We start from the raw sequence: 24,677 nt of genomic DNA on the forward strand, positions 1-24,677 counted from the left end.
ACAACGTTCATAAGGTCTGTGTGGGGCGCCCGGACTCCAGCATCTTGCCCAGGATCTCCTCCACCGCGCGGCGCAGGTTGCGCCCGTTGTCGTCGTCAGGGAAATGCACGCCGACGCCGGGGGTCTTCATCGGCGTGCCCGCCGGGGTGATCCAGGCCACGTGGCCCGCGATCTGGTATTTCTGCGGCCGGTCCAGCAGCGACAGCACCAGGAACACCTGCTCGCCCAGGCGGAACGGCCGGTTCGACGGCACGAAGATGCCGCCGCGCGCCAGGAACGGCATATAGGCCGCATATAGCCCGGCCTGGTCCTTGATCGACAAGGACAGCACATTGGGACGCGATGCCGCTCCGCTGCCAGTTGGCGCAGCGGGCGGTGCGCCGGCGACTGCTGTGTTCATGGTTGACCCCCTGAATGACGGTAATGCTTGTTGTTATGGCTTTTTTTGACTGCCAGGCGTACTACCGGAACAGCTGGCGGTATTCCAGGAATACCGCCTCCATCACCAGCCGGGCCGCCAGTGGATGGTTCTCGCTGCGGCGGTGCGCGGCCAACCGGGTGGCAAAGGCCTGCAGGCGGCGCGCGTCGGTGGCCTCGGCGCAGCGCGCCAGCACGGCCCGTTCCTTGGGGAGGTACCGCGGCGCGGCACTGCCGTCCAGGCGCAGCGTCAGCAGATCGTACGTCCAGCGCTGCAGGATGCCAAGCACGGCAGGCACCGGCAGCTTCTGCAGTTGCTCGGCCGCCGCAGAGGCGTCGAAGGCGGCGGCGGCGCCCAGTTGGCCGACCAGCCAGCGCTGCAGCGGCTGCTCCTCGGCCTCGGCGGCATGCAGCGCGGTCAGCGGCGAGCCGCCGGCCAGCGCCAGCTGGGCCTCGGCATCGGCCACGCCCTGGCCGCGCAGCCAGGCCAGCGCGGCCTCCGGCGTCGGGCGCTGGGTCGAGAACTGGCGGCAGCGCGACAAGATGGTCGGCAGGATGCGGTCGAGGCGGTCGGTCACCAGCAGGAACACGGTGGACGGCGGCGGCTCTTCCAGCGTCTTCAGCAGTGCGTTGGCGCCCTCGGTCTGCAGCGCATCGAGTGGATACACCACCACCACGCGCAGCCCGGCCCGGTGCGTGCCCACGCCAACGGCCTCGATCAGCGCGCGCACCTGCTCCATGCGGATGATCTTGCTGGGCGCCTTCTTCTTGCCGCCCTCGTCGGTCTCGGCCTCGGCCGCGGCGTCCAGCGCCTCGGGCCGCACCACGGTGAAGTCCGGGTGGTTGCCCTGGCTGAACCAGTGGCAGGCGGCGCACTGGCCGCAGGGCTGGCCGTCCGGCAGCGGCGCCTCGCACAACAGTCCCTGCGCGAAATGCAGGGCCAGGTCGCGCTTGCCGATGCCTTGCTGGCCATGGATCAGCAAGGCATGCGGCAGCCGTTCACGCAGCGCGCCGAGCCGTTGCCAGTCTTCCTTCTGCCAGGGATATAGCATGTGAATCAGTAGATTAGCGATCTAACTTCAAGTTTTACCTAATGAACGCCCTGCCATTGCGATTCCACAATGGCGCGGCATTCACATCTATCACGCCAGGCATATATCGGCCAAAAATCAGACAGTTGCGATGATTTTTTCAAGTTCATCGCGAATGTCCGCAATGCTGCGCGTGGCGTCGATCACCCGGAAGCGCTGCGGCGACTGGGCCGCGCGGCGCAGGTATTCGTCGCGGGTGCGCTGGAAGAACGCGCGCGATTCGGATTCGAACCGGTCGGGCGCGCGCGCCCCGGCCAGCCGCTCGCTGGCGGTTTCCAGCGGCACGTCGAACAGCAGCGTCAGGTCCGGCTGCAGGCCGCCCTGCACCCAGTCTTCCAGCACTTCCAGGCGCTCGGTGGCCAGGCCCCTGCCTCCGCCCTGGTAGGCGAAGGTGGCGTCGGTGAAGCGGTCGGAAATCACCCACTTGCCGCGCTCCAGCGCGGGGGCGATGACCTCGGCGATATGCTCGCGCCGGGCCGCGAACATCAGCAGCGCCTCGGTTTCCAGGTGCATCTTGCGATGCAGCAGGATCTGCCGCAGGTCTTCGCCCAGCGACGTGCCGCCGGGCTCGCGGGTGGTGACGACGCCGGCAATATCGCTGCGTGCGCGCAGGCGGTCGGCGACCCAGTCGATATGGGTGCTCTTGCCGGCGCCGTCGATGCCTTCAAACGTGATGAATTTTCCGCGCATGGAATGCCTATTTGCCGCGCTGGTACTTGTCGACCGCGCGGTTGTGTTCGGGAAGCGAGTTGGAGAAATGGCTGCTGCCGTCGCCGCGTGCGACGAAGTACAGTGCGTCGGATGGCGCCGGCGTGGTGGCCGCCGCCAGCGAGGCCAGCCCCGGCAGCGCAATCGGCGTGGGCGGCAGGCCGGTGCGGGTGTAGGTATTGTACGGGGTGTCGGCCTGCAGGTCGCGCTTGCGCAGGTCGCCGTCGAAGCCATCGCCCAGGCCGTAGATCACGGTCGGGTCGGTCTGCAGCATCATGTTCTTGCGCAGCCGGTTGATGAACACGGCGGCGATCATCGGCCGTTCGGCGGCCTGGCCGGTTTCTTTCTCGACGATCGACGCCATCACCAGGGCTTCGTACGGGGTCTTGTACGGCAGGTCGGGCGAGCGTGCGTTCCAGGCCTCGTTCAAGCGCCGCTGCATGGCACGGTAGGCGTGCTTGTACAACTCGACATCGCTGCTGCCGCGCGCGAACAGGTAGGTATCCGGGAAGAACATCCCTTCGGGCGAGGTCTCGGCCGCGCCGATTGCCTTCATCAGCTCCGCGTCGGACATGTCCCGGGTGTCGTGCCGCAGCGCCGGGCTGGCGTCCACGGCGGCGCGCATCTTGCGAAATTCCCAGCCCTCGATCACCGTGACTACATAGTGCGTAACCTCGCCGCGCGCCAGCTTGCCGATGATCGACAGCGGCGTGGCGCCGGTCTCGAATTCATAGCCGCCGGCTTTCAGGTCAGGGCCGTGGCCGGTCAGGCGCACCAGCAGCATGAACAGCCGCGGGTCCATGCCGACGCCACCGCGCTGGATCTGGCGGCCGACGCTGGCGACGCCGGAATTGGGCTTGATCACCACCTCCATGGGCGACTTGTTGAGGGGCAGCGGGTGATTGGCCCACCACGCGAACGCGCCCACGGCCGCCAGCGCGAATACCAGGATGGCCAGGCCAAGACTAAGGAAAAATCGTTTCATGTATCAAAAATAGGGGCGGCTGACCGGATCCGTCGGAGGGCTTGCGCGCCACCGCTTGCCGCCACGTGCTGCCGGCGCCGGCCGAAAATCTCATAGCCCCATATAATAACCGGCAGCCTCGCACCGACCATGCGCCGCGGCGCCGGCGCCGCTTGACGGCCCGCCCGGCACGGCGCACGACCGGTGCCTTCCCTCTCCCGAATTGCCTCAACGATTGCCACGCAATGTCAGTGATGAATGCCCAAGCCCAGGAACTCGCCGCAAACCTTGAAGCTTTGAGCGGCAGCGGCATCGTCTGCAGCCCGGCCGGGCTCGGCCTGGTCCGCGTGGCCGGCGACGATGCCGGCAGCTTCCTGCACACCCAGCTGACCAATGCGGTCGAAGACCTGAAGGCCGGCGCGGCCCGCCTGGCCGGCTACTGCTCGCCCAAGGGGCGGCTGCTCGCCACCTTCCTGATGTGGCGCGATGCCGAAGGCATCGTGCTGCAGCTGTCGGCCGACATCCAGGCCCCGGTGCAGAAGCGCCTGTCGATGTTCGTGCTGCGCGCCAAGGCCAGGCTGTCCGACATCACCCCCACCCATGCTGTCCTCGGCCTCGCCGGGGCGGGCGCGGCCAAGGCCCTGGCCGCAGCCGGCCTGCCCGCGCCGGAGGTCGCCTTTGCCGTCGCCGAAGCCGACGGCGTCACCGTGATCCGCCTGCCGGATGGCGCCGGCCAGCCGCGCTGGCAGCTGGTGCTGCCGGCCGAGCGGGCCGAGGCGGTGCGCGCGGCGCTTGCCGCCTCGCTGCAGGATGCGTCGCCCGCGCTGTGGGACTGGCTGGAAGTGCGGTCGGGCCTGCCGCGCATCGTCGCGGCCACGCAAGAGCAGTTCGTGCCGCAGATGATCAATTTCGAACTGGTAGGCGGCGTCAATTTCCGCAAGGGCTGCTATCCCGGCCAGGAAATCGTGGCGCGCAGCCAGTACCGCGGCACGCTCAAGCGCCGCATGTGGCTGGTGCAGGGCGAAGGCGAAGTGCCGGCACCGGCGGCTGAAATCTATCGTCCGGAAGATCCGGGCCAGCCGTGCGGCATGATCGTCAATGCCGCGCCGGCACCCCAGGGCGGATGGGCCGGCCTGGCCGAGCTGAAGATCGATGCCGCCGCCAGCGCGCTGCGCCTGGGCAGCGCCGAGGGCGCAGCGGTGGCCACCGCCGCCCTGCCCTACGAGGTGCCGCTGGGCGAGGCCGCCCAGGCCGCTGGCTGAACCCACAGGGACCTGCCATGAGCGATCACCTCTACGTCTATTTCCGCGTCCCGGAAGCCGTCGCCGCCGAGGCGCTACCGCACTGGCACCGCTGGATGGAGACGGTCGCCGAAGCAACCGGAATTGGTGGTACGCTGATGCGCAGGCCGGAAACCCGCGCCGGCGTGCAGACCTGGATGGAATGCTACGCCGACGTGCCGCCTGCTTTCGATGCCACGCTGGAAGGCCTGTGGCGGCAGAGCGGGCTGGACCAATGGGTGGATGGCGAGCGGCGGGCCGAGCACTTTGTGGACCTGGACGTGCTATAGACGTCTGCCGTTGGACTGAAGTACGCCGGGTGCCACTGCAGCAACCCCGGCGGCAAAGGAAGCAAAGCGATGTGTCTGATCCTGGTTGCCTGGCAATCCCACCCGGACTATGCCCTGGTCGTCGCCGGCAACCGCGATGAATTCTATGTCCGCCCCGCGGCGGCCGCGCACTGGTGGCAGGATGCACCGCAGGTGCTGGCTGGGCGCGACCTGGCGGAAGTCATCGGCGAGCCTGGCACCTGGATGGGCGTCAACGCCGACGGCCGCTTCGCCGCACTGACCAACTACCGCGCCCCGTCCGAAAAACGCACCGACGCGCGCTCGCGCGGCGAGCTGGTGGCCGGCTTCCTGCGCGGCCATACGGCCCCGTTCGATTACCTGGACGGCCTCGCCGGCGAAGACGGCTGCTACAACGGCTTCAACCTGCTGGCGAGCGACCTGCGTGAACTCTGGTGGTACAGCAACCGCTCCGCCTCGCGCCAGCCGCAACGGCTGCGCCCGGGGCTGTACGGCCTGTCCAACGCCCTGCTCGACACGCCCTGGCCCAAGGTGCGCAGCCGCGTGGGCGCGCTGGCCGAGGTGCTGGCCGCCGACAGCGGCCAGGCCAACGCCAGCGCCGAGCCCTACCTGCAAATGCTCGCCGACGCGCGCCAGGCGGCGGATTTCGAACTGCCAGCCACGGGCGTGGCGCCGGAATGGGAAAAGCTGCTGTCGTCGGCATTCATCCGCTCGCCGCTGTACGGCACGCGCGCCAGCACGGTGCTGCGCGTGCGCCACGATGGCCGTTTCGACCTGAGCGAGCGCAGCTTCGACGCCGACGGGCGCATCGGCGACGTCAACTTCCACGGCAAGCTGAACCTGCAACGCGACACCGGCATCGTGCCCGCGCCACGCTGAAGCACGGATTCCCGGCGTTCAGCCGGCCAGCCGCTTGCGCATCTCCACGTGCGGGATGCCCGCCTCTTCGAATTCCGGCCCCACCTGAGCAAAGCCCACGCGCGCATAGAACGGCGCCGCGTGCGTCTGCGCATTGAGTACCAGTTCCGGGTAGCCAAGCGCCTCAGCCTTGCGCATCAGCGCATCCAGCACCAGTGCGCCGACGCCGGTGCCGCGCGCGGACTTCAGCACCGCCATGCGCCCGATATGGCCATCTGGCAGCAGCCGTCCGGTGGCGACCGGCGTGCCATCCTCGGCCAGCGCCAGCGCGTGCCAGCTCGGCTCGTCCCATTCATCCCATTCCAGCTCCACCGGCACGCCCTGCTCTTCGACGAAGACGGTGTAGCGGATGGCGCGCGCGCGTTCGCGGGCTTCGGACCAGGGGCAGATCAGGACGGTGACGGGCATGGCGGTGCAATCAGGCTGGTTGAATGGCAGCGCCCGAAATCCGGGCGGGCGCTCATCATACGCCAGTGGTGCGGGGCGCGCATATTGCACCAAAGTGGACCAAAGACGACATCTTCCGCACCAGATTAGGGTTTGCCCGGGGAGGCATCCCTTTAGCAAATTTGTATGATGACCTTATTACCCAATGACCCGGAGACTTCCGTGTTCCAGAAAGTCCCAGCCCGCGCCCTGACCGACAACGTCGCCGAACAGTTGCTGGACAAGATCCAGAGCGGCGCCTTTGCCCGCGGCGCCAAGCTGCCGACCGAGGCGGTGCTGTCCGAGGAATTCGGCGTCAGCCGCACCGTGGTGCGCGAAGCCATCTCCCGGCTCAAGTACGAAGGCGTGGTGGAGTCGCGCCAGGGCAGCGGCGTGTTCGTGACGCTACAGGCCGGCATCCGGCCGCTGCGCATCGACTACACCGAAACCGGCACGCTGGAATCGGTGCTGCAGATCGTCGAGTTGCGCCGCGCGATCGAGGCCGAGGTGGCCGCGCAGGCCGCCCGCCGCCGCACCGATGCGTCGATGGCAGCCATCGACGCCGCGCTGGCCCGGCTCGACGAAGAGGTAGCGCAAGGCGGCGACGGCGTGACCGAAGACGTGGCCTTCCACCGTGCCATCGCCGAGGCCACCGGCAACCCGTATTTCCTGAAGACGCTGGCCTTCCTCAGCCAGTACCTGGAAGCGGCCACGCGCGTGACCCGGACCAACGAGGCGCGCCGCGCGGACTTTTCGCGCCAGGTGCGTGAAGAACACCAGGCCATCGTCGCCGCCATCCGCGCAGGCGACCCGCTGGCCGCGCGCAATGCCGCGCAGAACCATATGTACAACGCCGCGCACCGGCTGGCCCAGCTGGGTGCCGACGAGAGCGGCGAAGCGCACGGCGCCACCAACTGACGCGCGCGCAAGCCCGAACCATCGAATTATCCGTATCTGTTTCAGGAGTCCCTTCATGTCCAGGAATATCGGCGTCATCGGCCTTGGTGCCATGGGCTTTGGTGTCGCGCAGTCGCTGCTGCGTGCCGGCTTCAACGTGCACGCGTGCGACCTGCGCCCCGAAGTGCTGCAGCGCTTTGCCGATGCCGGCGGTGTGCCGTGCGCCTCGCCCGCCGAGCTGGGCAGCCGTTGCGACGTGGTGCTGACGCTGGTGGTCAACGCGCAGCAGACCGAGGCCGTGCTGTTCGGCGCCAACGGTGCCGCGGCCGCGATGGAGCCGGGCAAGCTGGTGATCGCCAGCGCCACCGTGCCGCCGGGCTTTGCCCAGGCGCTGGGCCGCCGGCTGGCGGAACAGGGCCTGCTGATGCTGGACGCACCGGTCTCCGGCGGCGCAGCGCGCGCCGCCAGCGGCGAAATGACCATGATGACCTCCGGCCCGGCCGAAGCCTACTCGCTGGCCGAGGACGTGCTGGCCGCCATCGCCGGCAAGGTGTACCGCCTGGGCGCCGCGCACGGCGCGGGCTCCAAGGTCAAGATCATCAACCAGCTGCTGGCCGGCGTGCATATCGCCGCGGCCGCCGAGGCGATGGCACTGGGCCTGCGCGAAGGCGTGGACCCGGATGCGCTCTATGACGTGATCACGCACAGCGCGGGCAACTCGTGGATGTTCGAGAACCGCGTGCCCCATATCCTGAAGGGCGACTACACGCCGCTGTCAGCGGTCGATATCTTCGTCAAGGACCTGGGCATGGTGCTCGACACCGCGCGCCACAGCAAATTCCCGCTGCCGCTGTCGGCGGCCGCGCACCAGATGTTCATGATGGCTTCCACCGCCGGCCATGGCGGCGAGGACGACTCGGCCGTGATCAAGATCTTCCCGGGCATCGAACTGCCGGGCAAGGCCGAATAAGAGGGGCGCACGATGACCGCAGGCACCCTCGCCCATCGCCCGCTTTTGGGCTGCATCGCCGACGATTTCACCGGCGCCACCGACCTCGCCAACACGCTGGTGCGCAATGGCATGCGCACCGTGCAGACCATCGGCCTGCCCGACGTGGGCGCCGTGCAGGACATTGGCGAAGCCGATGCGCTGGTGGTGGCGCTCAAGTCCCGCACCATCCCGGCCGTCGAGGCCGTGGCCCAGTCGCTGGCCGCGCTGCAATGGCTGCGCGCGCAGGGCTGCCGCCAGTTTGTCTTCAAGTACTGCTCCACCTTCGACTCAACCGATGCCGGCAATATCGGCCCGGTGGCCGAAGCGCTGCTGGCGGCGCTGGACAGCGATTTCACCATCGCCTGCCCGGCCTTTCCCGAGAACGGCCGCACCATCTTCCGCGGCCACCTGTTCGTGGGCGACGTGCTGCTCAATGAATCGGGCATGGAGCACCATCCGCTGACGCCGATGACCGATGCCAGCCTGGTGCGCGTGCTGCAGCGCCAGAGCAAGAGCAAGGTCGGCCTGCTGCGCTACGACGCGGTGGCACGCGGCGCGCAGGCCACGGCCGAGCGTATCGCCGCGCTGCGCAGCGACGGCGTGCGGCTGGCGATAGCCGACGCGGTATCCGACGCGGACCTGTTTACGCTGGGCGAAGCCTGCGCCAACCTGCCGCTGATTACCGGCGGCTCCGGCATCGCGCTGGGACTGCCCGGGAATTTCCGCCGTGCCGGCCTGCTGCCGCAGCGCGGTGACGCCGCTTCGGTGCCTGCCATCGACGGCCCGGGCGTGGTGCTGGCCGGCAGCGCCTCGCGCGCGACCAATAGCCAGGTGGCACGCTGGCTGGAACAAGGCCGCCCGGCGCTGCGCATCGACCCGCTCGCGCTGGCGCGCGGCGAAGCCGTGGCCGACTCGGCGCTGGCCTTTGCTGCCGCGCATGACGAACCTGTGCTGATCTACGCCACCTCCAGCCCCGATGAAGTCAAGGCCGTGCAGGCCGAACTGGGCGTTGAGCGCGCAGGACACCTGGTCGAGCAGTGCCTGGCCACGGTTGCCGCCGGGCTGCTGGCACGCGGTACGCGCCGCTTCGTCGTGGCCGGCGGCGAAACCTCCGGCGCGGTGGTGCAGGCGCTGGGCGTGCGCGCCTTGCGTATCGGCGCGCAGATTGCACCGGGCGTGCCGGCCACCGTCACGCTGGATGCAAAGCCGCTGGCGCTGGCGCTCAAGTCGGGCAACTTCGGTGGCCCGGACTTCTTTGACGAGGCGCTGCGCCAGCTTGGAGGCCAGTCGTGAGTACGGAAAACCAGCTGCGCGAAGAGATCTGCCGCATCGGCGCCAGCCTGTACCAGCGCGGCTATACCGTGGGCTCGGCCGGCAATATCAGCGCGCGGCTGGACGACGGCTGGCTGATCACGCCGACCGATGCCTGCCTGGGCATGATGGACCCGGCCGCGGTTGCCAAGGTGGCCACTGATGGCAGCTGGGTCTCCGGCGACAAGCCGTCCAAGACGCTGACGCTGCATCGCGCGATCTACGACAACAACCCCGGGGCGCACGCCGTGGTGCATACGCACTCGACGCACCTCGTGGCCCTGACGCTGGCTGGTGTCTGGCAACCGGACGACGTACTGCCGCCGCTCACGCCGTATTACGTGATGAAGGTCGGCCATATCCCGCTGATTCCCTACCATCGCCCCGGCGATCCGGCCGTGGCCGCGCGCGTGGCCACGCTGGCCGCGCAGGTGCGTGGCGTGCTGCTGGAGCGCCTCGGCCCGGTGGTGTGGGAATCCAGCGTCTCGCGCGCCGCGTTCGCGCTGGAAGAACTGGAGGAGACCGCCAAGCTATGGATGACGATGAAAGACACGCCGGGCTTCGCCGCCCGCGCGGCGCTGCCCGACGGCGCACTGGCTGAGTTGCGCGACGCCTTCCAGGCGCGCTGGTAACAACCGCTTTTCCCCGATAAACGACGGCTTCACCCGGCGCGGTTGCCTAGCGGCCACCGTGCGGGGGACGCGCATGCCTGCATTCCGCGCGCCGCCGCATTAGACCCACCACCATACCCGGAGACCACCGTGAATCCAAACCAATCGGCGGCGAGCGTGCCCGCCCTTGACAGCCTGGGCGGCAACGCCCGGCTGGACACCGAAGCCCAGATCGAAAAACGCGCCTACAGCAAGGTGTTCTGGCGTGTCATGCCGTTCCTGATGCTGTGCTACGTGGTCGCCTACCTCGACCGCGTCAACGTCGGCTTCGCCAAGCTGCAGATGGGCCAGGACCTGGCCTTCTCCGAGACCGTATTCGGCCTCGGCGCCGGCCTGTTCTTTATCGGCTACTTCCTGTTCGAGGTGCCCAGCAACCTGCTGATGCACCGCATCGGCGCGCGCATCTGGATCGCGCGCATCATGATCACCTGGGGCATCATCTCGGCGCTGTTCCTGTTCGTGAAGACGCCGACCCAGTTCTACACGATGCGATTCCTGCTCGGCCTGGCCGAAGCGGGCTTCTACCCCGGCGTGATCCTGTACCTGACCTACTGGTTCCCGGCCAACCGCCGCGGCAAGATGATCGCGCTGTTCATGTCGGGCATCCCCATTGCAGGCATGTTCGGCAACCCGCTGTCGGGCTGGATCATGGATGCCTTCAACGGCGTGCACGATATGCGTGGCTGGCAATGGATGTTCCTGATCGAGGCGCTGCCCGCGTTCGTGATCGGCGTGGTGACGATCTTCGTGCTGCGCGACGGCATCGACAAGGCACCGTGGCTCGACGCCGATGAAAAGCGCGTGCTCAAGCGCAATATCGAGGAAGACCAGCGCAACGCCCTTAACGCCGCCACCGCCGCCGGCAAGTCCCACGGCCACTCGCTGGGCGCGGTGTTCTCCGACCGCCGCGTGTGGTGGATGTGCCTGATCTACTTCTGCTTCGTCACCGGCCAATACGCTCTGACCTTCTGGATGCCCACGCTGGTGAAGGCCAGCGGCGTGACCGGCAACCTGAACATCGGCCTGCTGTCGGCGATCCCCTTCATCTGCGCCGTGGTCGTGATGAACATCCTGGGCCACAGCGCCGACGCCCGCCGCGAGCGCCGCTGGCACCTGATCGTGCCGGCGCTGATGGGTGCCTTGGGCTTTGCCATTGCTGCCTCGTTCACCAACAATACAACGGTGGCCATCGCCGCACTGTCGCTGGCCGCTGCCGGGGTGCTGACCTGCGCGCCTCTGTTCTGGTCGCTGCCGACCTCGTTCCTGTCGGGCATTGCCGCCGCTTCTGGTATTGCCGTGGTGAATTCGGTCGGCAACCTGGCCGGCTTCGTGTCGCCGTACATGGTCGGCGCGCTGAAGGACATGACGCACAGTACGCAGCTGCCCATGTACGTGCTGTCCGCGATCCTGGTCGTCGGCGCCGTGCTGGTGTGGCTGACGCCCGCTAAACTGGTCAACCGTTGATCCTGGCCGGCCCGCTTTCGACCTAGCCTCGATCGGGCCGGTTCCGTACTACCGCTTTGGAGTTCCCATGCCGCGCTTCGCCGCAAATCTCTCGATGATGTACAACGAGCACGCTTTCCTGGACCGCTTCGCCGCTGCCGCGGCGGACGGCTTCCGGGCGGTGGAGTACCTGTTCCCCTACGAGCACGCCGCCACCGAGCTGCGCGCGCGCCTGGACGCGAACGGTCTCACGCAGGCGCTGTTCAACGCCCCGCCGGGCGACTGGGCAGCCGGTGAGCGCGGCTTGGCTGCGCTGCCGGGACGCGAGGCGGAGTTCCGCGACGCCGTCGGCCGCGCATTGGAATACGCTGGCGTGATCGGCAATGACCGCGTGCACGTGATGGCGGGGCTAGTGCCGGCCGGTGCCGACCGCGCCCGCCACCGCGCCGCCTACCTGGAGAATGTGGCCTTCGCCGCCAAGGCCGCTGCCGCACAGGGCATCACCATCGTGCTCGAACCGATCAACACGCGCGACATGCCAGGCTACTTCCTGAACCGCCAGGACGATGCGCAGGCAATCTGCAAGGAGATCGGCGCGGCCAACCTGAAGGTGCAGTTCGACTGCTATCACTGCCAGATCGTCGAGGGTGATATCGCGATGAAACTGAAGCGCGACATGTCCGGCATTGGCCATATCCAGATCGCCGGCGTGCCCGAGCGCCATGAACCGGACCTGGGCGAACTGAACTACCCCTATCTGTTCGAGGTCATCGACGGGCTCGGCTACGAAGGCTGGATCGGCTGCGAATATCGCCCCCGCGCCGGCACTTCCGAGGGCCTGGGCTGGCTCAAGCCTTACCTCGGCCGCTGATCCTTCGCGCAAACCCAAAGAACAAATCCTTCCTGCCTTGACATTCTCCCCTCGCTAAAGGGAGGAGATTCCCTCTGCAGGCGATCGATGTCCCGATCGGGCAAGGATATTTAACGCAGCGTTCACATCGCGATCATGTACGGCACCGCATTCACTGCATACCCACTGCCTTATTCCGAGGTCTGCGATACCTTTCGGCCTCCCCGGCGGCATCGCGTCGCACGAAGAACAAACCTGGGTGGTGAAACGTTCGTCGACTTCCTCATACCACGCGCCATGCGCAATCGCCTTGTACGCGAGCATTGTGCGGAAGGTCGACCAGCCCGCATCGAGGACGGACTTCGCCATGCTGGTTTTGGCGAGGCCGGCGGCGTTCACATGCCCCACCGCGATGTAGTCAAAGTCCCGCACGATGCGATGCGAGAGCTTGTGCAGGAAGTCACGCCTTGCGTTGGTGATGCGGGCGTGAAGGTTCGTCGCCTGTCGCCGCTTGCGCGCACGCTGCGCTTTGGCCAGCGCTTGCTCGAGTCGGCCAAGGTGGCGCGGATTCTCGAACTTCTCGCCGGTGGACAGCGTGGCAATGTCCTTCAAGCCCAGATCGATGCCGACGCCGCGTTCCGGGCAGCGGGCCTGGGTGTCGGCAACTTCAATCACGATGTTCAGGAACCCGGAATGGATGCGCAGTTCCTTGCTGCTGCCGGTGGTCAACACGTTCAGATCGAAACCCGTGGGCCATTTCTTGCCCCACTTGAGTGCGTGCTTCTGCGTGTCGTTGCAGAAGTTCCAGACGTAGTTCACCGCGCGGCTCTGCTGATTGAGCAGGCCGTTCAGCGACTTCACCCGGCAGCGATAGACCAGAAGCATGCCGGTCATTCTAATATGGGATTGCTTGCTGCCGGCAGCACTCCTTTCACTCCCCGCCCTGAAGGGCGAGGTTTCTCGGAGCAAGTCTGATGAACGTACTGATTACCGGCGGCGCCGGCTTCCTCGGCCTGCAACTCGCCCGCCTGCTGCTGCAACGCGGCACCCTGAACCTGGACGGCCAGCCCGTCGCCATCGACCGCCTGACGCTGCTCGACGTGGTAGCGCCGCAAGGCCTGGACGATGCGCGCGTGCGCGTGGTGACGGGCGACCTGTCCGACCCGGCCGTGCTGCGCCAGGCCATCGACAAGGACACCGGCGCCGTGTTCCACCTGGCGGCCGTGGTCAGCGGCCAGGCCGAGGCGGATTTCGATCTCGGCATGCGCGTCAACCTGGACGCCTCGCGCGCGCTGCTGGAAACCTGCCGTGAGCTGGGCCACCAGCCGCGCGTGCTGTTCACCAGCTCGGTCGCGGTCTACGGCGGCCAGTTGCCGCCGGTGGTGCAGGACGACACCGCGCTGAGCCCGCAATCGTCGTACGGCGTGCAGAAGGCCATCGGCGAGCTGCTGCTGTCGGACTACAGCCGCCGCGGCTTTGTCGACGGCCGCGTGCTTCGGCTGCCCACCATCAGCGTGCGCCCGGGCAAGCCCAATGCGGCGGCCTCGTCGTTCGCCAGCGGCATCATCCGCGAGCCGCTGTCGGGTGTCAGCGCCAATTGCCCGGTGGCACCGGACACGCCGCTGTGGCTGCTGTCGCCGCGCGCAGCGGTGGCGGCACTGGTCAATGGCATCGAACTGGCCGGCGAACGGCTGGGCAACCGCCGCGTGGTGAACCTGCCGGGCCTGTCGGTCACGGCTGCCGGCATGGTCGACGCCCTGCGCCGCGTGGCGGGCGATGCCGTGGCGGACCGCGTGACGTGGGAGCGCGAAGCGCGCGTGGAGAACATCGTCGGCACCTGGCCGGCGGCGTGGAATGCGGAGCGTGCGCAGTCGCTGGGGTTCCAGAGCGATGCGAGCTTTGATGAGGTGATTCGGGCTTATATGGAGGATGCGGGGCTGAGCAAGTAAAGCCAGGCCGGCTTCCTTCGCGACATACTGGCATCTCCCGCGGGCCGGCCCCCTTTCCCGTGCGCGGGAGAGGGGGCCGGGTCAAGCAGAGGCGAAGACGTCAGTTCCAGATGGGATCCTCTTTCTGCTGCTGTGCCTTGGACTTCGATGTCCAGTACGCACCGATCTGACGTTCGGTGACGTAACCCGACTTCTTGACATCGATCTTGTCAAAGTGCTTGTAGACTACCGGCGCGCCTGCCTGGGCTTCTTCGCGGCTTAGCTTCCCGTCGTGGTTGGTATCGGCAATCTTGAAACGCTCGGAGATTTTGGCCTTGGCTTCGGCGGTAGTCGATGGCGCTGGCGGAATTTGGGTGGATTCCGCGCTTTGCGGGGCTGTTGATTCCGGTTTCTGCTGGGCGCTCGCCGCCGTAAAAGCGAGCACCATCATCACTGTCAAGCCGACTGCAGGCAGCTTACGCATGGTCATTGCCGTCTCCTCATGGTTTGTGATTCGACATTGCCTTCCTAAAGAATGCTTCGGCAACGAAGATCCTCTTTGAGCACTGGCTCACACCGATTCTAGGCAAGCGATCCCTACTTACCAACATCTTTGTGTTACAGGTCGCGACAGCTGATGCAGGACACCGATAATTCTTGCTGCACCTGGAATCCGGCGGCGCGCTACCGGCAAGGCGGGCGGCGTCATTCGGTGACGCCTTGCCTCACACCGCCGGCTTCACCACCTCATACCCTTCAATCGTCTCCCTTACCTGCCCCGGAATCGCCGCCGATTTCTGCGTGGCCGGGTCCGCGCACACATAGACGATCTCACCGGTGATCAGGTGCTCGTCGCCGCGGAACATCTCCACCCGGAACAGCATGCTCGAGCGCCCCAGGCGCGACATGCGGCCGCGGATTTCCAGCTCGTCGTCAAAGCGCGCCGAGGCGTGGTATTCCAGCGTGGACTTGACCACGAAGATGTCCACGCCATGCGCGTGCAGCACGTCTTCCGGATAGCGGATGCCCAGCGCGCGCCAGTACTCGGTCACGCAGATATCGCAGTACGTCAGGTAGTGCGCGTTGAAGACGATCGACTGCGGATCGACTTCGGCCCAGCGCACGCGCAGGGGGATGCTGTGGCGGAAATCCTCTTTGGCCATCGGCTTGGTCTCCTTGTTTGTCGTGGCTTGTCAAGGCACCAGGCCGCCGGCCCGCCGGACAGGGCCGGCAGGCGCGGCGGCCTGAATCGATGATGGTGGCGGCAGGCTGATCGCGTTATTGCGCCTTGGCCAGCCCCAGCTTCTCGATGATCGCCTTTTCCTTCTTGACGGTCTCGGCCGCAAACTGCGCGTATTGCTGGCTGTTCATGTAGTACGGCTCCATGTCGAACTTGGCCAGCGATTCGCGGTAGTTCGGCATGTCCATGGCCTTCTTGAAGGCGTCATGCAGCTTCTGCACGATCTTCGGGTCGGTACCCTTGGGCGCGACCAGACCGAACGGCGAGGTCTGCACGATGCCGATGCCCAGTTCCTTCAGCGTCGGCACGTTGGGGAAGCGCGCCGAGCGCTTCTCGCCCCAGGTCGACAGCAGGCGCAGCTTGCCCTGCTCCACATACGGTGCCCACGCCGGCGTGTCGGCCACCGACATCACGTGGCCGCCCAGCAGCGCCTGCATCGACTCGGAATTGCCCTTGTAGGGGATGTGCGAGAACTGCACGCCCTGCTTCATGGCCAGCTCTTCCATGGTCAGGTGCAGCGTGGTCATGGAGCCCGGCGAGCCGTAGGTCAGCTTGCCCGGGTTGGCCTTGGCGTAGGCGATGTACTCCTGCATCGTCTTGATCGGCGAATCGGCCGGCACCACCAGGCCGAACGAATAGCCGGCGAGGTTGATGATGTAGCTCAGGTCCTTGACCGGGTCCCAGTTGATCTTGGTGGTGTACGGCAGGCGGTAGACCGGCATGGCCACCTGGGCCAGCGTGTAGCCGTCCGGCGCGGTGGCCTGCATCATCTGCGCGGGCAGCACGCCGCCCGCGCCGGGCTTGTTCTCGACGATCACGGGCTGGCCCAGGATCTTGGAGGCGTTGTCGGCCAGCACGCGGAACGGGATATCCGTGGAGCCGCCGGCGGTGTAGCCGATCACCAGGCGGATCGGGCGCTGCGGGAACTTGTCGGCCTGTGCCTGGGCGGGCATGGCGGCAAGGCCCAGTGCCGCGGTGGCGGCGGCGATGCCCGCGCGGGCGATGAAGTGGCGGCGTTGCATTTTGTCTCCTTGTGCTGCAAGTCACTGCTGAAAATGGAAGGCCGGGCCGGTGCGGCGCTGACCGCGGCTGCTGGTCTAGTTGTGCGGTGTGCCGAACGCGGCGCGCAGCGCGGCAACGGCGTCGGCATGTGCCTGCGCCACCGCCGGCACGAACCGGCCCAGCTTGAAGAAATCATGGATCATGCCGGGGTAGTCCGCCAGCGTGGCGGCCACGCCGGCGGCGCGCAGCTTCTCTGCGTAGGCCACGCCCTCGTCGTGCAGCGGGTCGTAGCCGGCCACGGCGATCCAGGCAGGGCATGTGCCGCGCACCTCGGCGCCGGTGCCGCCGCCGTCCAGCGGGGCGAAACGCCAGTCGTCGCGGCTGGCTTCCTGGTCCAGGTACTGGGCAAAGAACCAGCGGATCATGTCCGCCGTCAGCAGGTAGCCATCGGCCAGCGCGCGGTGCGACGGCGTGTCCTGGCGCGCACAGGTGCCGGGATAGATCAGCAACTGCAGCACGGGCGCCAGGCCCGTATTGCGGGCCTCCACGGCACACGCCGCGGCCAGCGTGCCGCCGGCGCTGTCGCCTCCCAGCGCGATGCGCGCCGGGTCGGCACCCAGCCGGTCGGCTTCGGCGAAGACCCAGTGCAGCACGTCGAAAGCGTCGTTGGCCGCCGTCGGGAAACGCCATTGCGGCCCGAGCCGGTAGTCCACCGACAGCACCATGCAGTCCGCCTGGCCACACAGCAGCCGGCACAGTGGATCGTGCGAATTGACGCTGCCGACCGTGAAGCCGCCGCCGTGGAAATACACCAGCAAGGGCAGCGGTTCAGTCCAGCTGGCCTCGCGCGGGGTGTAAAGCCTGACCGGAATGGCGTGGCCGTCGCACGCCGGCACCAGCAGGTCTTCCGCCATATGCACGGGCGGCGGGTTGATATCCAGGATCGGCGCGCTTTTCTCGTAGGCGATCTTGGCGTCCTCCGGCGCCATCGCGTGGATCGGCGGCCGCTTGGCGCGCGCGATCAGCTCCAGCAGCGCGGCCACCTGCGGGTCGAGCGGGCTGGACGGCAGGCCGGGCGTGGCGGGCGCATCAGGGCTGGAAGACGGTACGGCGGACATAGGGAATAACGCGGATCCGGACCCGGCGCCAGCGGCGCGCAGAAGCTCTGGCACGTCGCCCGCATCGGGAGAAGTTCGAATTATGAACGATCGTTCGATTTTAGTATGATGCCAGATGTTCCAGGTGCCCGGCAGTACGAGATAACCCCGAAAAATCCCTGTCAGCCTGCCACGCGGCAAGTTTTTGGGCGATGATCGGCTGAAGCGGTCCCGAGGGCTCCGGAAACAGCAATGCAGGCCCATTGAAACCCAAGACAGCGTGCCTGGCGAGTATCCGGTCCAGGCCCGTGCAAAAGACAATTTCGCGGCAGATCCCGGCAGGAGACAAGCAAACATGGCGTTTATCTACTATCTGACCCACATCCACCTGGATTTCGGCGCCGTAAGCCTGCTCAAGTCCGAATGCGAGCGCATCGGCATCCGCCGCCCGCTGCTGGTGACCGACAAGGGCGTGGTCGCCGCCGGCGTGGCGCAGCGTGCCGTTGATGCGATGCAGGGCCTGCAGGTTGCAGTGTTCGATGAAACCCCATCGAACCCGACCGAGGCCATGGTGCGCAAGGCCGCCGCGCAGTACCGCGAGGCCGGCTGCGACGGGCTGGTGGCGGTGGGCGGCGGCTCGTCGATCGACCTGGCCAAGGGTATCGCCATCCTGGCCACGCATGAGGGCGAGCTGACCACCTATGCCACCATCGAAGGCGGCAGCGCCAAGATCACCGACAAGGCGGCGCCGCTGATCGCGGTGCCCACCACCTCGGGCACCGGCAGCGAGGTAGCACGCGGCGCCATCATCATCCTGGACGACGGCCGCAAGCTGGGCTTCCATTCCTGGCACCTGCTGCCCAAGTCCGCAGTCTGCGACCCCGAACTGACGCTGGGGCTGCCCGCCGGGCTGACCGCGGCCACCGGCATGGATGCAATCGCGCACTGCATCGAGACCTTCCTGGCCCCCGCCTTCAACCCGCCCGCGGACGGCATTGCGCTGGATGGCCTGGAGCGCGGCTGGGGCCATATCGAGCGCGCCACCCGCGACGGCCAGGACCGCGACGCGCGCCTGAACATGATGAGCGCATCGATGCAGGGCGCAATGGCCTTTCAGAAGGGGCTGGGCTGCGTGCATTCGCTGTCGCACCCGCTGGGCGGGCTGAAGATCGACGGCCGCACCGGCCTGCACCACGGCACCCTCAATGCGGTAGTGATGCCCGCGGTGCTGCGCTTCAATGCCGACGCGCCCACGGTGGTGCGCGACGACCGCTACGCACGCCTGCGCCGCGCCATGCACCTGCCCGACGGCGCCGATATCGCGCAGGCCGTGCACGACATGACCGCGCGCCTGGGGTTGCCCACCGGGCTGCGCCAGATGGGCGTCACCGAGGACATGTTCGACAAGGTGATTGCCGGTGCGCTGGTCGATCACTGCCACAAGACCAACCCGAAAGACGCCAGCGCCGCGGATTATCGGCGTATGCTTGAGCAGTCCATGTAGCACACAGCAGCTTCCCGCCGGTCAGACCGACCAAGCGGCTGTCCGGCGGCCCTCCCCTCCACAGCGCAGGAGACAACATGAGCGGCGAGCATTTGCAGGTAGTCCATGGCGATATCACCCGGATGGAGGTCGATGCCATCGTCAACGCGGCCAATAGCGGCCTGTTGGGCGGCGGTGGCGTAGACGGGGCCATCCACGGGGCCGGCGGCTCCGCCATCAAGGAGGCCTGCCGCGCGATCCGCGACGCGCAGGGCGGCTGCCCCACCGGCGAGGCGGTGATCACCACCGGCGGCCACCTGCCGGCGCCATACGTGATCCACGCGGTCGGGCCGGTCTGGCAAGGCGGCGACCAGGGCGAGGACGAACTGCTCGCCAACGCCTACCGCAACAGCATCCGGCTGGCGGCGCAGCACCACCTGCGCAGGCTGGCCTTTCCCAATATCAGCACCGGCATCTACGCCTTCCCGCGCGAGCGCGCGGCGGACATCGCCATCGCCGCGGTGCGCGAGGCTCTGGCCGGGGCGCCGGAGATCGAGCAGGTCACCTTCGTCTGCTTCGACGACGAGAACTACCGCCTGTACCGCGAGCGGTTGTCCTGAGACGGATCGCGGGGCGTGCCCCGCGATCCGCACCGCCTGCGTCAGAACTTGTGGCGCAGGCCCACGGGCAACACCGCCTGGCTGTCATCGGCCGACGGACACACGCCGTTGATCGCGGCCACCGCGCGCTGGCCGGTGCAATCGATCCCCGATGCCTTCTGGTAGATCGCCATTCGGTGCGCCTGGAGCGTCGTTGATGCCGCAGCCCCTGGCATAGTCCGCGGCCACACGCTCATCAGCAATGCCGGCGTCACCTGGTACTTGAAGCTGGCTTCCACGTTGTTGAAGATCGCGGTGCCGTGATGCGTGGCCGGCGCTCCGGCGCAGTCGTCGGCGAACGCCTGCACCGTTGCCATCGGCAGCACCACCGGCAACAGGCCGTTGCGCACGCAGTTGTTGTGGAAGATGGCACCGAAGCCAGGCGCGACGATGGCGCGGATGCCGAACTCCTTCAGCGTCCACACCGCATGCTCGCGCGAGGAGCCGCAGCCGAAATCGCTTCCGGCCAGCAGGATCGACGCCCCGGTGTACGCCGGCTGGTTCAGCACGAACAAGGGAGCGAGGCTGCGGTCCGTTCCCGCCAGGTAGCGCCAGCCGAGAACAGGCCCTCGGCCAGCCCGTGCTTGGAGACACGCTTCATTTCCCGCGACGGGATAATGGCGTCGGTGTCGAGGCATATCGCGCTGGCATAGGCGCCGACCACGGCGCTGGCGCCAGCCTCGTTCATCTTCTCGACTTCGGCTGCGACTCGGCATCGCCCAGCACCGCTTCCAGCCTGGCGCCGCCCAGCGACTTCATGCCGCCGGCGGCGTGACGAAGGTCCCCTGCCCCGGCCGCCGGTAAATCAGCCCTTCCTTGTGCAGCTCGGCCAGCGCCCGCCGCACGGTCACGCGCGCCACCCGGTCCTGCTCCATCAGCCCGAATTCGGGCGGCAGGCCGCTCACGTCATAGACCCCGTTGAGGATTTTCTGGCGCAATACGAGGTAAATGCGGTGATAACGCAGCATCGGTGAGCTCTGGTTTCCCATGAATGGCAGTCGTTATCTTCCAAGTCTGGCGCGGCCGCTGCCTTCCCTTCGGCCAATTAATACCATTGGCATCAATTAGATATCACTAAGGGACCAGTACGAACCAATTTCGGCAAACTCGCTGGAGCATGACTGGTTCGCCGGGTGGAAGAGGAGATGGGGGGCGGCGCCGCGATGGCAATGGAAGAGGAAGAAGGCAAGACCAGCCCCCGGGGGCTGGTCTTGCCCGGATCAGGACACAGGCAGCGCGCTGCGGATCAGCAGGTTGACCCGCTCCGGCTGCTCGTGGATCACCCAGTGGGTGCCCTCGGGGATGCGTTCCACGCGCAGGTCCGGCACGAAGTCACCCAGCCCGTCCACCAGTGATTTCGGCAGCGCGCGGTCGCGCTCGCCCCAGATCACCAGCGTGGGCACCCTGACCACAAAGGCGGCCGAATCCAGGCGCGAGATGTCGGGCGGCGGCTCGCCCTCGCCCGGCGGGTGCATGGGCGAGGCGCGGTAGAAATTGACGCCGCCGGTGAGCGGATGGACGCCGGCGTCCTGGCCTTCGCCCGGCTGGGACCATGCCGCGTGGTACCTGGCGCGCGTCTCGGGCGTGTACCAGGCCGCCGGCTTGCCGTCGGCATCGGCCAGCATCCGGTCCAGCAGCGCGAAGTCGTTGGCGGCCAGTGCCTTTTCCGCGCCCGGCTTGCGCAGCCAGTTCATGTACGCGGAAGCGGCCTGCTGCTCGGGATCGGTGGCCAGTGCGCGCGCAAACAGGTACGGATGCGGCGAGTTGACGATGATGAGCTGGCGCACCAGCCGCGGGAACTGGATCGCCAGGTTCCAGCAGATCGCCCCGCCCCAGTCGTGCGCCACCACCACGGCCTGGTCATAGCCCAGCGCGCTGACCAGCTGCACCAGGTCTTCGACGATATGGCGCGGCCGGTAGGCCTCGACCTCGGCGGGCTTGCTCGACAGGTTGTAGCCGCGCAGGTCCGGCGCCACGGCAAAATGCGTGCGCCCGAACTCGGCCAGCTGGGCCTCCCATTCGAACCAGAATTCAGGAAAGCCGTGCACGAACAGCATCAGCGGCTTGCCGCGCTCGCCCGCGCTGGCGTAGTGCAGGCGGGTGCCGTTGGGCAGCGTGGCGTACTGCAGGTGGCGGATCACGGCGGCGGGGGCAGCCATGTTGTTCTCCATATGCGGTCCTCCTCGTTGTGGCGTTGTGCTGGCGTCAGCCGCGCAACGCGGCAACGAGGCCCGCGCGGACCTCGGGCTTGTCGGCAAACGGATCGCCGGGATTGCGCTGCCCGACGATATCCTCGAAGCGTTGGCGCACGGGGGCGAGCGCCTGGGGGTGGGAATAAATATAGAAGCTTTCGTCGCGGATGGCATCGAAGGTCAGCTGCGCGACCTCGGCGGCGGTCACCTTGCCGGAGCCGACGGCCTTGTCCGACAAGGCCTGCGACACCAGCTGCGAGCGCGTCGGCGGCGCCTGGTTGGCCAGGTCGGCAGGCCGGTTGCGCTGGGACTGGTTGATGCCGGTCGGCACGAAGTACGGGCACAGCACCGAGCAGCGCACCTGCTCCGTCACCAGGCCCAGGTCCTGGTATAGGGTTTCAGTCAAAGCCACCACCGCGTGCTTGGACACGTTGTACACGCCCATTGCCGGCGGGTTCAGCAAGCCCGCCATCGACGCCGTGTTGACGATATGGCCCTGGTAGGCCGGATCCTTCCCTGCCGCGGCCAGCATCAGCGGCGTGAAGATGCGCACGCCGTGCACCACACCGTACAGGTTGACGCCCAGCACCCACTCCCAGTCCTTCTCGGAGTTCTCCCAGATCAGGCCGCCCGCGCCCACGCCGGCGTTATTGAACAGCAGGTTGACCTGGCCGAAGGCCTCGATGGCAGCATCGGCCAGCGCCTGCACCTGGTCGGCACGCGAGACGTCCGTGCGCAGCCCGATCACCGGCACATTGCGTGCCTTGAATTCCGCTACGGTCGCGTCCAGCGCGTCTTCCTGCACATCCGCCAGCACCAGCTTCATGCCGATGTCGGCGGCAATGTGGGCAAACTCCTTGCCGAAACCCGAGGCACCGCCGGTAATGACAGCCACCTTGTTGGAGAAATCCTTCATATCGTCTGTCCTGTTGCGTGATTCGTTTGGGGAACGGTGGGCCGTGTGCCGTGCGCGCGCTCAGGCGGCGCGCTGCACCTGGTAGCCCTGCCGCGGGAAATGCACATTGAGCGCACCGGCGCGCGGGTCCTGGCGGCGCAGCGTGACGCGGCGCGCGGTCAGCGACAGCAGCACGCCGGCCACCGGGTCGCGCGCATAGTCGGTGGGCGTGACGGTGACGGGGTCGCCGGCCTGCAGGCCGGCATCGGCGATGACACCCTCATCCAGCACGACCGGATCGGCACTGCGCGCGGCGCCGATCGCGTCCTCGCTGTCGATCACGCGCGGCCGCCCATGGCCGAAGGTGTTCATGCGCGCATACCAGGCCTGCAGGCGCGGGTAAGCCTCCAGCAGCTGCGCCAGCGCGCCGGCGCGGCGGATAAACCATAGGTTGTGGTACAGCGAGAAATCGGCAACCGACAGCGCCGGCCCGGCCACATGCTCGATCCCGGCCGCGAACTGCGTTTCCAGTTGACCGAACGTTTCATGCAGCAGCGCGGTGGCTTCGGCCAACGGCATGCGCAGCGCATTGGTGTCGCCGCGCATGGCCTTGCGGTCGGCGCTAAAGGCCTGGACCTGCGCCGGCGACAGGTGGCCCAGCATGCTGGCAACGCCGGCTGGCTGGAACACATAGGTCACCGACGCCGTGAACAGCGCCGCATCGAACCAGGCTGCCGCGACCCGCGCCGCCGCGGCCTGGGCCGGCGGATACAGCGCCGGCGTGGGCGCCAGCGCGTCCAGCACCTCGCAGATCAGCGCGGTATCGCAGTAGATATCGGCACCGACCTGCATCACCGGCGTGCGGCGGTAGCCGCCGGTCAGCGCCAGCAGGTCAGGCTTGGGCAGGATGGCGGGGATTTCCACGGCCTGCCACGCCAGTCCCTTGGCGCCCAGCAGCAGGCGGACCTTCTCGGAGAATGGCGAAGTTGCGTACTGGTGAAGAATGATGTCAGCCATGCGGTCCACCTCCATGTTTGCCAGCGGGTGCCGTGCGAATTCAGTCCAGCAGGTCCGGCTGTTCCTTGACGATGCGGGCATAGAGCGGCTGGAACTGGAACCAGCCCGCCTGCGCCGTGCCGACGATCGAATAGGCCTGGCGCGCGGCCGCATCGGAGATCAGCTTCAGCGGCGCCTGGGTGCGCGCCGCGGCGGCTTCGGCCAGCAACTGGACGTGGCAGGAGCGCTCCATGGTGATGAACCACCAGGCGGCTTCGTCCACGGTCTTGCCGACCGTCAGCAGGCCATGGTTCTGCAGGATCGCGGCCTTGTTCTGGCCCAGCGCATTGGCGATGCGCTGGCCCTCGTCGAGTTCCACCACCACGCCGCCGAAATCGTCATAGACCGCATGGTCCTGGTAGAACGCGCACACGTCCTGCGTCAGCGGATCGAGCGGGCGGCCCAGCGTGGACCACGCGCGGCCATAGGTGCTGTGCGAATGCGCGGCCGCGACCGCGTCGGAGCGGGTCTGGTGCACGCGCGAATGGATGGCAAAGGCCGCGGCATTGACCGGGTAGTCACCCTCGACCACGTCGCCGTGGTGGTCACAGCGGATCAGGTTGGAGACCTTGACCTGGCTGAAATGCACGCCGAAGGGATTGACCCAGAAGGTATCGGGAAACTCCGGGTCGCGCGCGGTGATATGGCCGGCCACGCCTTCATCGAAACCGAACCTGGAAAACAGCCGGAAGGCCGCGGCCAGGCGCTGCTTGCGGTGCAGGCGCTCTTCGGCGGCGGTGGCGAACTGCGGCGGGCGCGGCAGGTTGCGGTAGCGGGCCTTGACCTCTTCGGGCAGGCCGGCGCCGATCTCGTCGTCGCTCTGGATTTGCGGGGCTTGCGGGGCATTCAT

The 24,677-nt window shown here is 67.4% G+C and carries 28 protein-coding genes and 1 pseudogene; 12 read left to right on the forward strand and 17 right to left on the reverse strand.

Annotation, left to right across the window (positions count from 1 at the left end):
* Window positions 1-7 precede the first annotated feature (7 nt).
* From AC1Q7H_RS17260 to mltG, 4 genes are all read right to left on the reverse strand, one after another.
* Complete coding sequence (locus AC1Q7H_RS17260; RefSeq protein WP_010810001.1) at window positions 8-400, reverse strand: PilZ domain-containing protein; 393 nt, start codon at window positions 398-400, stop codon at window positions 8-10.
* A 61-nt stretch (window positions 401-461) separates the two neighbouring features.
* Window positions 462-1,469: a DNA polymerase III subunit delta' gene (locus AC1Q7H_RS17265; protein ID WP_153954817.1), complete on the reverse strand. Its 1,008-nt coding sequence runs from the start codon at window positions 1,467-1,469 to the stop codon at window positions 462-464.
* A 117-nt stretch (window positions 1,470-1,586) separates the two neighbouring features.
* Complete coding sequence (tmk, locus tag AC1Q7H_RS17270) at window positions 1,587-2,198, reverse strand: dTMP kinase (protein ID WP_013956567.1); 612 nt, start codon at window positions 2,196-2,198, stop codon at window positions 1,587-1,589.
* A 7-nt stretch (window positions 2,199-2,205) separates the two neighbouring features.
* Complete coding sequence (gene mltG, locus AC1Q7H_RS17275; protein ID WP_013956566.1) at window positions 2,206-3,201, reverse strand: endolytic transglycosylase MltG; 996 nt, start codon at window positions 3,199-3,201, stop codon at window positions 2,206-2,208.
* Between the two features lie 224 nt (window positions 3,202-3,425).
* Between mltG and ygfZ the strand changes: the two genes are divergently transcribed.
* From ygfZ to AC1Q7H_RS17290, 3 genes are all read left to right on the forward strand, one after another.
* Window positions 3,426-4,442 (forward strand): CAF17-like 4Fe-4S cluster assembly/insertion protein YgfZ, encoded by a 1,017-nt coding sequence (ygfZ, locus tag AC1Q7H_RS17280; RefSeq protein ID WP_492381494.1) that lies wholly within the window; start codon window positions 3,426-3,428, stop codon window positions 4,440-4,442.
* A gap of 17 nt (window positions 4,443-4,459) precedes the next feature.
* Window positions 4,460-4,750, forward strand: coding sequence for a DUF4936 family protein (locus AC1Q7H_RS17285; protein WP_013956564.1), 291 nt, complete (start codon window positions 4,460-4,462; stop codon window positions 4,748-4,750).
* Window positions 4,751-4,819: 69 nt separating this feature from the next.
* Complete coding sequence (locus tag AC1Q7H_RS17290) at window positions 4,820-5,647, forward strand: NRDE family protein (protein ID WP_153954819.1); 828 nt, start codon at window positions 4,820-4,822, stop codon at window positions 5,645-5,647.
* Window positions 5,648-5,665: 18 nt separating this feature from the next.
* On the opposite strand, the gene AC1Q7H_RS17295 is transcribed toward AC1Q7H_RS17290, so the two are convergent.
* Window positions 5,666-6,094 (reverse strand): GNAT family N-acetyltransferase, encoded by a 429-nt coding sequence (locus AC1Q7H_RS17295; protein WP_013956562.1) that lies wholly within the window; start codon window positions 6,092-6,094, stop codon window positions 5,666-5,668.
* Window positions 6,095-6,295: 201 nt separating this feature from the next.
* Between AC1Q7H_RS17295 and AC1Q7H_RS17300 the strand changes: the two genes are divergently transcribed.
* From AC1Q7H_RS17300 to otnI, 6 genes are all read left to right on the forward strand, one after another.
* Complete coding sequence (locus tag AC1Q7H_RS17300; RefSeq protein WP_211980990.1) at window positions 6,296-7,030, forward strand: FadR/GntR family transcriptional regulator; 735 nt, start codon at window positions 6,296-6,298, stop codon at window positions 7,028-7,030.
* A 55-nt stretch (window positions 7,031-7,085) separates the two neighbouring features.
* Window positions 7,086-7,979 carry an L-threonate dehydrogenase gene (gene ltnD / locus AC1Q7H_RS17305; RefSeq protein ID WP_153954820.1) on the forward strand — a complete coding sequence of 298 codons (894 nt, stop codon included), beginning with the start codon at window positions 7,086-7,088 and terminating at the stop codon, window positions 7,977-7,979.
* A 12-nt stretch (window positions 7,980-7,991) separates the two neighbouring features.
* The gene (gene otnK / locus AC1Q7H_RS17310) at window positions 7,992-9,293 is read left to right on the forward strand and encodes a 3-oxo-tetronate kinase (RefSeq protein ID WP_492381495.1); all 1,302 of its coding nucleotides are present in this window, start codon (window positions 7,992-7,994) and stop codon (window positions 9,291-9,293) included.
* Complete coding sequence (otnC, locus tag AC1Q7H_RS17315; RefSeq protein WP_114130384.1) at window positions 9,290-9,943, forward strand: 3-oxo-tetronate 4-phosphate decarboxylase; 654 nt, start codon at window positions 9,290-9,292, stop codon at window positions 9,941-9,943. The genes otnK and otnC overlap by 4 nt, the downstream gene beginning before the upstream one ends.
* Window positions 9,944-10,072: 129 nt before the next feature.
* On the forward strand, window positions 10,073-11,446 hold the full coding sequence (locus AC1Q7H_RS17320) for an MFS transporter (protein ID WP_492381496.1): 1,374 nt from the start codon (window positions 10,073-10,075) through the stop codon (window positions 11,444-11,446).
* A gap of 67 nt (window positions 11,447-11,513) precedes the next feature.
* Window positions 11,514-12,296: a 2-oxo-tetronate isomerase gene (gene otnI, locus AC1Q7H_RS17325; protein ID WP_013956556.1), complete on the forward strand. Its 783-nt coding sequence runs from the start codon at window positions 11,514-11,516 to the stop codon at window positions 12,294-12,296.
* A 54-nt stretch (window positions 12,297-12,350) separates the two neighbouring features.
* Here otnI and AC1Q7H_RS17330 read toward each other — a convergent pair whose 3' ends face one another.
* Window positions 12,351-13,160, reverse strand: a complete 810-nt coding sequence (locus AC1Q7H_RS17330) for an RNA-guided endonuclease InsQ/TnpB family protein (protein WP_492381505.1) — start codon at window positions 13,158-13,160, stop codon at window positions 12,351-12,353.
* A gap of 89 nt (window positions 13,161-13,249) precedes the next feature.
* Between AC1Q7H_RS17330 and denD the strand changes: the two genes are divergently transcribed.
* On the forward strand, window positions 13,250-14,224 hold the full coding sequence (denD, locus tag AC1Q7H_RS17335; RefSeq protein ID WP_436221561.1) for a D-erythronate dehydrogenase: 975 nt from the start codon (window positions 13,250-13,252) through the stop codon (window positions 14,222-14,224).
* 100 nt (window positions 14,225-14,324) lie between these two features.
* Here denD and AC1Q7H_RS17340 read toward each other — a convergent pair whose 3' ends face one another.
* The 4 genes from AC1Q7H_RS17340 to AC1Q7H_RS17355 all read right to left on the reverse strand — a co-directional run bounded on the left by AC1Q7H_RS17340 (window position 14,325) and on the right by AC1Q7H_RS17355 (window position 17,563).
* A complete protein-coding gene (locus AC1Q7H_RS17340; protein ID WP_153954823.1) occupies window positions 14,325-14,693 on the reverse strand; it encodes an EF-hand domain-containing protein in 369 nt (122 codons plus the stop codon).
* A gap of 235 nt (window positions 14,694-14,928) precedes the next feature.
* A complete protein-coding gene (locus tag AC1Q7H_RS17345; protein WP_013956552.1) occupies window positions 14,929-15,366 on the reverse strand; it encodes a YbgC/FadM family acyl-CoA thioesterase in 438 nt (145 codons plus the stop codon).
* A 115-nt stretch (window positions 15,367-15,481) separates the two neighbouring features.
* A complete protein-coding gene (locus tag AC1Q7H_RS17350; RefSeq protein ID WP_013956551.1) occupies window positions 15,482-16,465 on the reverse strand; it encodes a tripartite tricarboxylate transporter substrate binding protein in 984 nt (327 codons plus the stop codon).
* Between the two features lie 75 nt (window positions 16,466-16,540).
* A complete protein-coding gene (locus tag AC1Q7H_RS17355; protein ID WP_013956550.1) occupies window positions 16,541-17,563 on the reverse strand; it encodes an alpha/beta hydrolase in 1,023 nt (340 codons plus the stop codon).
* Between the two features lie 334 nt (window positions 17,564-17,897).
* On the opposite strand from AC1Q7H_RS17355, the gene gbd reads away from it, so the two are divergent.
* On the forward strand, window positions 17,898-19,046 hold the full coding sequence (gbd, locus tag AC1Q7H_RS17360) for a 4-hydroxybutyrate dehydrogenase (protein WP_013956549.1): 1,149 nt from the start codon (window positions 17,898-17,900) through the stop codon (window positions 19,044-19,046).
* Window positions 19,047-19,123: 77 nt separating this feature from the next.
* Window positions 19,124-19,645 carry an O-acetyl-ADP-ribose deacetylase gene (locus AC1Q7H_RS17365; protein WP_013956548.1) on the forward strand — a complete coding sequence of 174 codons (522 nt, stop codon included), beginning with the start codon at window positions 19,124-19,126 and terminating at the stop codon, window positions 19,643-19,645.
* A 41-nt stretch (window positions 19,646-19,686) separates the two neighbouring features.
* Here AC1Q7H_RS17365 and AC1Q7H_RS17370 read toward each other — a convergent pair whose 3' ends face one another.
* From AC1Q7H_RS17370 to AC1Q7H_RS17400, 7 genes and pseudogenes are all read right to left on the reverse strand, one after another.
* On the reverse strand, window positions 19,687-20,322 hold the full coding sequence (locus AC1Q7H_RS17370) for a 3-isopropylmalate dehydratase small subunit (protein ID WP_492381497.1): 636 nt from the start codon (window positions 20,320-20,322) through the stop codon (window positions 19,687-19,689).
* A pseudogene (locus AC1Q7H_RS17375) lies at window positions 20,309-20,455 on the reverse strand (ABC transporter substrate-binding protein); the annotation flags it as partial. The gene AC1Q7H_RS17370 and the pseudogene AC1Q7H_RS17375, both read right to left, overlap by 14 nt.
* A complete protein-coding gene (locus AC1Q7H_RS17380; protein WP_492381498.1) occupies window positions 20,440-20,673 on the reverse strand; it encodes a GntR family transcriptional regulator in 234 nt (77 codons plus the stop codon). The gene AC1Q7H_RS17380 and the pseudogene AC1Q7H_RS17375, both read right to left, overlap by 16 nt.
* A gap of 231 nt (window positions 20,674-20,904) precedes the next feature.
* Window positions 20,905-21,855 carry an alpha/beta fold hydrolase gene (locus tag AC1Q7H_RS17385; protein WP_013956545.1) on the reverse strand — a complete coding sequence of 317 codons (951 nt, stop codon included), beginning with the start codon at window positions 21,853-21,855 and terminating at the stop codon, window positions 20,905-20,907.
* 34 nt (window positions 21,856-21,889) lie between these two features.
* A complete protein-coding gene (locus AC1Q7H_RS17390) occupies window positions 21,890-22,792 on the reverse strand; it encodes an SDR family oxidoreductase (protein ID WP_013956544.1) in 903 nt (300 codons plus the stop codon).
* Window positions 22,793-22,852: 60 nt separating this feature from the next.
* Window positions 22,853-23,788: a glutathione S-transferase family protein gene (locus tag AC1Q7H_RS17395; protein ID WP_013956543.1), complete on the reverse strand. Its 936-nt coding sequence runs from the start codon at window positions 23,786-23,788 to the stop codon at window positions 22,853-22,855.
* A 40-nt stretch (window positions 23,789-23,828) separates the two neighbouring features.
* Window positions 23,829-24,677, reverse strand: coding sequence for a class II aldolase/adducin family protein (locus AC1Q7H_RS17400; RefSeq protein ID WP_153954826.1), 849 nt, complete (start codon window positions 24,675-24,677; stop codon window positions 23,829-23,831).

The organism is Cupriavidus sp. GW823-FHT06D04 (genome assembly GCF_058795055.1).

Coding starts and splice junctions, on each gene's coding strand:
- AC1Q7H_RS17345 (WP_013956552.1), bottom strand. CDS start 15,366: ATGGCCAAAGAGGATTTCCGCCACAGCATCCCCCTGCGCGTGCGCTGG.
- AC1Q7H_RS17355 (WP_013956550.1), bottom strand. CDS start 17,563: ATGTCCGCCGTACCGTCTTCCAGCCCTGATGCGCCCGCCACGCCCGGC.
- otnI (WP_013956556.1), top strand. CDS start 11,514: ATGCCGCGCTTCGCCGCAAATCTCTCGATGATGTACAACGAGCACGCT.
- AC1Q7H_RS17260 (WP_010810001.1), bottom strand. CDS start 400: ATGAACACAGCAGTCGCCGGCGCACCGCCCGCTGCGCCAACTGGCAGC.
- denD (WP_436221561.1), top strand. CDS start 13,250: ATGAACGTACTGATTACCGGCGGCGCCGGCTTCCTCGGCCTGCAACTC.
- AC1Q7H_RS17390 (WP_013956544.1), bottom strand. CDS start 22,792: ATGAAGGATTTCTCCAACAAGGTGGCTGTCATTACCGGCGGTGCCTCG.
- AC1Q7H_RS17340 (WP_153954823.1), bottom strand. CDS start 14,693: ATGACCATGCGTAAGCTGCCTGCAGTCGGCTTGACAGTGATGATGGTG.
- AC1Q7H_RS17285 (WP_013956564.1), top strand. CDS start 4,460: ATGAGCGATCACCTCTACGTCTATTTCCGCGTCCCGGAAGCCGTCGCC.
- AC1Q7H_RS17350 (WP_013956551.1), bottom strand. CDS start 16,465: ATGCAACGCCGCCACTTCATCGCCCGCGCGGGCATCGCCGCCGCCACC.
- ltnD (WP_153954820.1), top strand. CDS start 7,086: ATGTCCAGGAATATCGGCGTCATCGGCCTTGGTGCCATGGGCTTTGGT.
- AC1Q7H_RS17265 (WP_153954817.1), bottom strand. CDS start 1,469: ATGCTATATCCCTGGCAGAAGGAAGACTGGCAACGGCTCGGCGCGCTG.
- ygfZ (WP_492381494.1), top strand. CDS start 3,426: ATGTCAGTGATGAATGCCCAAGCCCAGGAACTCGCCGCAAACCTTGAA.
- mltG (WP_013956566.1), bottom strand. CDS start 3,201: ATGAAACGATTTTTCCTTAGTCTTGGCCTGGCCATCCTGGTATTCGCG.
- AC1Q7H_RS17330 (WP_492381505.1), bottom strand. CDS start 13,160: ATGCTTCTGGTCTATCGCTGCCGGGTGAAGTCGCTGAACGGCCTGCTC.
- tmk (WP_013956567.1), bottom strand. CDS start 2,198: ATGCGCGGAAAATTCATCACGTTTGAAGGCATCGACGGCGCCGGCAAG.
- otnK (WP_492381495.1), top strand. CDS start 7,992: ATGACCGCAGGCACCCTCGCCCATCGCCCGCTTTTGGGCTGCATCGCC.
- AC1Q7H_RS17370 (WP_492381497.1), bottom strand. CDS start 20,322: ATGCCTCGACACCGACGCCATTATCCCGTCGCGGGAAATGAAGCGTGT.
- AC1Q7H_RS17380 (WP_492381498.1), bottom strand. CDS start 20,673: ATGGGAAACCAGAGCTCACCGATGCTGCGTTATCACCGCATTTACCTC.
- AC1Q7H_RS17365 (WP_013956548.1), top strand. CDS start 19,124: ATGAGCGGCGAGCATTTGCAGGTAGTCCATGGCGATATCACCCGGATG.
- AC1Q7H_RS17395 (WP_013956543.1), bottom strand. CDS start 23,788: ATGGCTGACATCATTCTTCACCAGTACGCAACTTCGCCATTCTCCGAG.
- AC1Q7H_RS17400 (WP_153954826.1), bottom strand. CDS start 24,677: ATGAATGCCCCGCAAGCCCCGCAAATCCAGAGCGACGACGAGATCGGC.
- AC1Q7H_RS17295 (WP_013956562.1), bottom strand. CDS start 6,094: ATGCCCGTCACCGTCCTGATCTGCCCCTGGTCCGAAGCCCGCGAACGC.
- gbd (WP_013956549.1), top strand. CDS start 17,898: ATGGCGTTTATCTACTATCTGACCCACATCCACCTGGATTTCGGCGCC.
- AC1Q7H_RS17290 (WP_153954819.1), top strand. CDS start 4,820: ATGTGTCTGATCCTGGTTGCCTGGCAATCCCACCCGGACTATGCCCTG.
- AC1Q7H_RS17385 (WP_013956545.1), bottom strand. CDS start 21,855: ATGGAGAACAACATGGCTGCCCCCGCCGCCGTGATCCGCCACCTGCAG.